7 protein-coding genes are annotated in these 6,315 nt (G+C 70.3%); 3 read left to right on the top strand and 4 right to left on the bottom strand.

The features are described 5' to 3' along the window. A partial coding sequence (locus G6018_RS12000) for a hypothetical protein (RefSeq protein ID WP_182639716.1) occupies positions 1 to 463 on the top strand: 463 nt, incomplete at its 5' end. 43 nt (positions 464 to 506) lie between these two features. Continuing rightward, the gene (locus G6018_RS11995; protein ID WP_179524646.1) at positions 507 to 1,658 is read left to right on the top strand and encodes an aminotransferase class I/II-fold pyridoxal phosphate-dependent enzyme; all 1,152 of its coding nucleotides are present in this window, start codon (positions 507 to 509) and stop codon (positions 1,656 to 1,658) included. A 50-nt stretch (positions 1,659 to 1,708) separates the two neighbouring features. On the opposite strand, the gene G6018_RS11990 is transcribed toward G6018_RS11995, so the two are convergent. Continuing rightward, positions 1,709 to 2,185, bottom strand: coding sequence for a MaoC/PaaZ C-terminal domain-containing protein (locus tag G6018_RS11990; protein WP_259848311.1), 477 nt, complete (start codon positions 2,183 to 2,185; stop codon positions 1,709 to 1,711). Between G6018_RS11990 and G6018_RS11985 the strand changes: the two genes are divergently transcribed. Further along, positions 2,126 to 3,016, top strand: coding sequence for a biliverdin-producing heme oxygenase (locus G6018_RS11985; protein ID WP_347237857.1), 891 nt, complete (start codon positions 2,126 to 2,128; stop codon positions 3,014 to 3,016). The genes G6018_RS11990 and G6018_RS11985 overlap by 60 nt on opposite strands. An 80-nt stretch (positions 3,017 to 3,096) precedes the next feature. Here the strand turns inward: G6018_RS11985 and G6018_RS11980 are convergent, their stop codons facing one another. The 3 genes from G6018_RS11980 to G6018_RS11970 are packed head-to-tail and all read right to left on the bottom strand — an operon-like array spanning position 3,097 to position 6,093. After that, a complete protein-coding gene (locus tag G6018_RS11980) occupies positions 3,097 to 4,488 on the bottom strand; it encodes a hypothetical protein (RefSeq protein WP_182639714.1) in 1,392 nt (463 codons plus the stop codon). 1 nt (position 4,489) lies between these two features. Beyond that, a complete protein-coding gene (locus G6018_RS11975; RefSeq protein ID WP_182639713.1) occupies positions 4,490 to 5,959 on the bottom strand; it encodes a hypothetical protein in 1,470 nt (489 codons plus the stop codon). Continuing rightward, positions 5,956 to 6,093 (bottom strand): hypothetical protein, encoded by a 138-nt coding sequence (locus G6018_RS11970; RefSeq protein ID WP_182639712.1) that lies wholly within the window; start codon positions 6,091 to 6,093, stop codon positions 5,956 to 5,958. Before G6018_RS11970 ends, G6018_RS11975 begins: the two co-directional genes overlap by 4 nt. Positions 6,094 to 6,315 lie beyond the last annotated feature (222 nt).

Raw genomic sequence — 6,315 nt, 5'->3', positions numbered from 1 at the left:
GCGGGCGTCGTTCGTCCCTGGTCACGGCGTCGAACTGGCGCCCGGTCAGACCATCACCCCGGACCAGCCGGCGTTCTGGATGATCGGCGACCGGGTCCGACTGCTCTCACCGCACGGGTCCTCTCGCCCGCTGTTCTGCACGAACGACCGCGGCCACCCGTACGGGCGGTGTTGGCAGCTCGACCCGGACGGCGGCCTTGTGGAGCTGCGGCACAACAGCGTGGTCAACGACGTCTGGCACTCACTCTTCACGCAGACCGGGTCCACGACGTCGGCGTACACCGGCCTCTATGACCTCGCGCGGCGGATGGGCTGGATGACGACCTCCGGCGGGGTCTTCGTCCCCCCGCATTCCGGCGGCAGCCTCGCCGGCACCTATTCGACCACGATGCCGCTCTCCCCCCACGGTTCGAGTCCGGTGTGGGACGTGTGGGTGCATCCCGGGTACGTGCCCGGCAGCTGAGTAGCCTGGGGGTCCTGTGAACCCGGTCGAAAGGACCCCCGCCGTGCCGTTCCCCCTCGATGTCCCCGAGTCCGTCCTGCGCAGGCGCCGGAGCCAGAAGTGGGTGGCGTACCCGGAGGACGTCCTGCCGCTGTTCGTGGCGGAGACCGACGTCCTGCTGGCCCCGGCGATCCGGGAGCGTCTCGCCGCCGCCGTGGCCGACGGCGACACCGGGTACTTCGCGGAGATCGAGCGACTCGCCGGGGTGTGCGCCCGCTACTACTCCAGGTTCGGGTTCGACGTCCCGGAGGAGTCGGTGGTCCCCGTCAACGACGTCGGCGTGGGCGTCCGGGAATCACTCGCACGGATCCTGCCGGCCGGCAGCGGGGTGGTCTACACGCCGCCGGTCTACATGCCGTTCGGACCGTGGATCCGGCGCGTGGGGATGTCGCCCGTCGCGGTGCCACTGGTCGACCACGACGGCGAGGACCCGCGGCTGGACCTGGCGGGCATCGAGCGCGCCCTGGCCGACGGGGCACGGGCCGTGCTGCTGAGCCACCCGCACAACCCCACGGGCGTCCTCCACTCCACGGCGGAGTTGGCCGGGCTCGCCGACCTGGCCGCACGATACGACGCCGTGGTGGTCTCCGACGAGATCTGGGCGCCCCTGACCATGCCCGGGGTCCGGTTCTCCTCGTTCCTGGCCGCCTCCGACACCGCCCGCGAGGTGGGCCTGGCCATCTCGTCGGCGTCCAAGGCGTTCAACCTCGCCGGCCTCAAGTGCGCGTTCGTGATCAACGGCAACCCGGAACGGTTCGAGGTGCGGCGCTCGGCACTGTCGGGCGCCGTGGGGCACTTCGGAGCGCTCGCCGCCGAGGCCGCGCTGACCGGGTCGCTGGACTGGCTGGAGAGCATGAACGCCGCACTGGCCGCGAACCTCGATCTGATGGACCGGCTCATGGCCGAGCATCTCCCCCGCGCCCGGTGGCGGCGGCCCGACGCCGGGTTCGTGGCGTGGCTGGACCTGCGCTCCTATCCCGGCCTCGGCGACGACCCCGCCGCGGCGTTCCTCGACGACGGCCGCGTGGCGCTGAGCAACGGCCCCGCCTTCGGCTCCCAGGGCAAGGGGTTCGCGCGCGTGAACTTCGCGTGCTCGGAGGAGCTCCTCACCGAGGCCTTCACACGGATGGGCCGCGTCGCCGCGGAGCGTGGCTGAGCACGGGGCACCGCACACTCACCTCACCCACCTCACCCGGCTCACCCCGACTACCCCGCCTCCTCCTCCCGGGGGCGGGTGGGCCCGTGTCCACGGCGCCACAGGAACACCGTCATCGTGGCGGTCAGCACCACGGCCGCGTCCTGGTTGCGCATCTCCAGATCCATCGTCACCCGAGCTCTGGTCTCGTCCGGACTCACCTCCGTCACGTGTACCGAGCCGGTCACCGTGTCCCCCGGCCGGACAGGGGCCGTGAAGCGGAGACGGTCGAACCCCCGTCCGGCGATCACCGCCCACCTCGAGTAGACCGACTCGACGCAGAGCCGCTGGAGGACAGCCAGTGTGTGGATCCCGCTGGCGATCACCCCGCCGTGGTGGCCGCCCGCGGCCGCCACGGGATCCGTGTGGAACCACTGCGGATCCCACTGCTGCGCGAAACCGACGATCTCCTCCTCCGTGAGGGTGAGATGCCCGAGCTCGAGACGATCACCCGGAGTCAGCTCGTCGGCGGTGACGATGGTGTCCACCCGATATCCCCTTCCATTCGACGACCGGCCTCCCGGGTAATTCCGCGACATGCGGACGCTCGCCTTTTCGGCCGGCACATTCCCGTCCGATCACCCGGCATTGTTCACGTTACTCAACATCAATACCGGTATGGCTATCCCCTTATTGTTGCCGTATTCTCTTTAGGCATACCTAACAAGCCCGGAGGACAAATGGAGACGATCATTTCCGCACCCCTGTCGAGAGCATTACACGACTCGACGATGGCCGCGCACGAACAGGCGGAGAACGCCTCGTTCATCACCCGCCTGATGAACGGCGAGGGCACGCCGGAAGGTCTGGTGGCACTCCTGCGGCAGTCACTCCCCGTCTACGAGGCCCTCGAGGACGCCTGCCGCCGGGCCGGCACCGACCCACGACTGTCGGCCATCCTCGATCCGCGCCTCGACCGGGCCGACGCCCTGCGTGCCGACCTGGAGTCGCACCGCGCCCAGGGGCGCACCTACGACCTCCTGGTCCCCGCCACCGAGGCCTACGTGGCCGAGCTGCACGCGTGTGCCACCGACCCCGCCGCCCTGATCGGGCACCACTACGTCCGCTACCTCGGCGACCTCTCGGGCGGGCAGATCATCAGGACGATGGTGCGCCGCCACTACGGCATCGAGACCGGTCTGAGCTTCTACGACTTCGACATCGCCAAGCCCAAGGTCTACAAGGACGACTACCGGGCCGCTCTCGACGCCCTCCCGCTGAGCGAGGCCGACCGCGGAGCCGCGCTGGCCGCCGCCACCCGGGCCTTCGAGCTCAACCACCGGATCTTCCTCGATCTGGAGGCCCAGGGCGTTCGCTGACCGCCCGCCCGGGCCACCCGACGAGAAGCGGCCCCGACACCCCGGGAGGGTGTCGGGGCCGGGCCCGTTCCGCGTGTGACCTACATCAGGCTGCCGAAGAGGTTCGTCATACCCGCGAGCGAACCGCCACCGACGTTTCCGGTGTCGTCATCGTCGTCGTCATCCCCACCGGTGGTGAAGGTGATCGGCGCGCTGAGCTCCCACGGCGCGTGGACCGCGCCGGAGGCCGCATAGGTGTAGATGCCGTAGCCGCCCGTCTCCGACTTCGCGTCGGCCGCGTCCTTCGAGACGGTGAGGGTGGTGGTGAAGCTGCCGTCGGGGCGCAGTTCGACGGCGCCGGCGGCGGCGCCCCCGATGACGGCGTGGTTCTCCGCGGCGAGGACCCACTTCTGTTCGACCACCTTGCGCGCCGCCGAGGTCCCGCCCGCGGACGGCTTCCACGCGTCCTCGAACTTGCCGAAGACCAGGTAGAACCCGGCGGGCTTTCCGGCCAGCGGCGGGCGGACACCCACCACGGACCGGTCGTTGAAACCGGTGCCGGTGATGGTCACCTGGTGGCTGCCGTCCGCGGCGAGTGTGGTCTCGGAGAGCTGGATCTTCGGGGTCCCGACGGGCACCTGGGTCTCGTCCTCGGTCAGGTCGTAGGTGACCTGGAGGGGCAGCGGGCCCTTGAGATTCTGGTCTCCGCCACAGCCGGTGTTGTAGTAGTGCGGGTGCACTGACGCCGGCACGGCCGCCAGCCACTCGGGCGTCCACGCGCCCCAGACGTTCGGCGTGGTGCAGGTCCGGTCCTGGGTCCCACCGTTGTGCTGCACTCCCGCGTACCGGGGGGACAGGGTGATGGTGCCGTCCTGGGCCACCTGGGCGGCACCCGGCCCGAACGCCAGGACGGTCGTGCGACCGGCGTTGACCTCGGGAGTGGGGTTGCCGTTCATGTCGTTCGCCGCGCCGATCGTGACATCGGCGTTGAGCGTTCCGGAACCGTCGGCGTTGACGGTCAGCTTCGGATCGGCCAGGGTCTCGTCGGGAGCGTTGAGATTCGCCGGGTAGGCGTTGAAGGTGATCTCGCCGTCCCAGTCGATGGTGACGGTGCCGTCCGTACCGCGGACGCCCTCACCGTCGGAGAACGTGATCGCGTTGGGGGTCGCCTGCTGGCCCCCGACCAGACTCACGGGCATCGAGGTGGCCGGGAACGCCGCAGGTGTGTATTCGGCCTGCGTTCCCCCCGAGACCGACCCCACGAGAGCCGACGCGTCACCCGAGGCGTCGAGGATCCGCCACGGCCCGAAGATGCCCTTCTGCGCGTATCCGCTGATGCCCCAGACGAACGAGGCGTCCGAGACGGTGCCCGGGGTGACGTCCTGCGCCTGGGCCGCCGGGGCGGCGACGACTCCGGCGAGCAACGCGAGCGTCGCCCCCAGCATCGTGCCCCGTCGGCCGGCGAGCGCGAGCCGGGATCGAGAAGTCTTCACATCAGTCCTTTCGTCGAACTGTCTGGTAGAACAGCACTGCCGCGAGCGCGAGCACTGCGGTCCCCACCCACCACTGCCATTGGTGGGTGGGGTCTCCGGCCTTCTGGGAGGCGGAAGTCTGGGCGTAGACCACGTCGGCGCCGTGGAGCGGCGAGTTGGCCGCCACCGGGATCGTCGCCTGGTCTGCGAGAGCGGTCGACGCCGCGGGCGCGGGGCCACCTGTGGAGGGAGTCGCGGAGGACGCGGGGATCGAGGCGAGCGTGCCGCCCACGGTGCCGGCGGTCATCGGAGAGGTGGAGGTGTAGTACTCCTCGAAGTACTCCTCGAAGACCTCGTCGACGGGGACCCCCTCGGCGGCCGGGGATTCGGGCGACACGCCCGGGTCCGCCCCCTCCCGCGCCGCCCTCACCGCATCGGGCTGGAGCGGTTTCCACGCCTCGTCCATCCAGGCGGCCGCGGTGTCGGCGACGTCGTCGCCCGCAGCGCGGAGGACCTGTTCGACCGTGTTGTCGAGTACCTGCCCCACGATTCCTTTCGACCCACCCGAGCCTCCGGAATTCGGCATTTCCTCGGGGTCATCCGGATTCCAACTCACCGCTATCGGGAGGGCGGGTTTCGCGCTGTCGGAGGTCCCGGTGGAATACCAGAATCCTCCCGATCCGGCGTCAGCGGCAAAGTCGACGAATTCAGCGGGGAACGCTCCCCAGTCATTCCCGTCTCTCGTCTGGGGATTCTCTCCCGGCTTGGCGGAATAGGGCACGCGGAGGTATTCGGGGGTCACGGAGAAACCCTTTTTCCCACCCAGTTCCACGCGATTCCGGGGGAGGTTCGCGACGACGACGGTGCGCGACGGGATCGGGACCGACACCTCGGGGTTGTCCTGGGAACTCCGTCGCCCACCCAGGGTCGCGGTGACGGTCGCCTTCGTGGGCGTGACGGTGAGGACCGGGTCGGTGACGCTGAGGAACACCAGGCCCGAGTAGTAGAGGACCGAGGCGGTGCCCCTCCACTCGATCTCGGCGGTGCCCGCCCCAGCGTCGACCGTCCCGGTGCCGTTGCCGAAGACCATCTCGAGTCCGCTGTACCTGCTCGAGGCGGCGTCACGGATCGGCGTTCCCGACTGGTCGGTCTGCGTGCCGGCCCAGGTGGCGGCCGCCGTGGCCCCGGTCGCGGATCGCTTCTCGATCGTGACGTCGCCCGACGTGGCTCTCCACGTCTGTTCGGTGATCGTCGCCCCGGACCCGGCGAGCGCCGACGAGCTGTCCCCGGCGGAGAGGAAGTTGAGCCCGGGGCCGTGGCTGGGCCCGGCACTCTGTCTGCTGAGCCCCCATCGGAACTCCGCATCGGTCAACTCGACCTCGGAGCCCTGTGCGTGCGCAGCCGGAGTGCCCAGGAGCACGCCGAAGGCGAGCACCAGTGTCAGCGCCAGGGCCGTGGCCCGGCGGTGGGTCGATCGCAGGTGACTGGTCATCGGGGCTCCTCGTGCTGGACGACGGTCGTGGGGTGGTGGTTCACGTCGTCCTCGTGGACGTCGTCGGGCCCGGCGGGACCGGCGGGCCCGTCGGGTCCGTCAGCACCGTCGGGTCCGTCGTCGCCGTCGGCCATGGAGAGGACTCTTCGCTTGACGGCGACCGCCGCGGCGACCGACAGGGCCAGGGCCGCGAGGGCGAGGAAGACCCACCCCGCCGACCCGCCGAGTCCGGCGGGTCGATGCCGTCGGGGATATGTCCGTCCGCACCGGGAACCGCTCCGCGGCCTCCAACCCCGAGCCAGCGCCCGCCGCGCGGATCTCGTGGGTCCCCGAGGCGATGTCCTCCGGGAGCACGA

It is taken from the genome of Dietzia sp. DQ11-44 (assembly GCF_014145205.1).
Taxonomy (GTDB): Bacteria; Actinomycetota; Actinomycetes; order Mycobacteriales; family Mycobacteriaceae; genus Dietzia; species Dietzia natronolimnaea.
The sequence above is the reverse complement of the archived record's forward strand: the minus strand, read 5'-3'. Positions and strand labels throughout refer to the sequence as shown.